At 64.1% G+C, this 234-nt stretch carries 1 protein-coding gene; it reads right to left on the reverse strand.

Annotated elements, in window-relative coordinates:
- Nucleotides 1-205 (reverse strand): hypothetical protein (locus SB816_RS35100; protein ID WP_410548636.1); only part of this gene is annotated, 205 nt, incomplete at its 3' end.
- Nucleotides 206-234: the final 29 nt, after the last annotated feature.

Genomic DNA, 234 nt, shown 5'->3' on the forward strand with positions numbered 1-234 from the left:
TCTCACGCTCGGTCGCGGCGACGAACAATGGCAGCGGCTCATCGCGGAGGGCCTTGATCGCCCAAAGCGCGTCACGCCGTTCAAGGTCAAACGCTGGCCGGAAGGCATCCGCTTCCGCGAGCTGAACCAATGCCTCCGACGGAACCTCCGATCTCCGCCATACGTCATCGACGGATTCGAACGGTCTCTCGATGCGGGCCGCCACGATCCTCGCGGCATCGGCAACAGCCAATC

Origin of the sequence: Achromobacter sp. SIMBA_011 (assembly GCF_046535435.1) — a bacterium.
In the GTDB taxonomy this organism is placed as follows: Bacteria; Pseudomonadota; Gammaproteobacteria; order Burkholderiales; family Burkholderiaceae_B; genus Achromobacter; species Achromobacter dolens.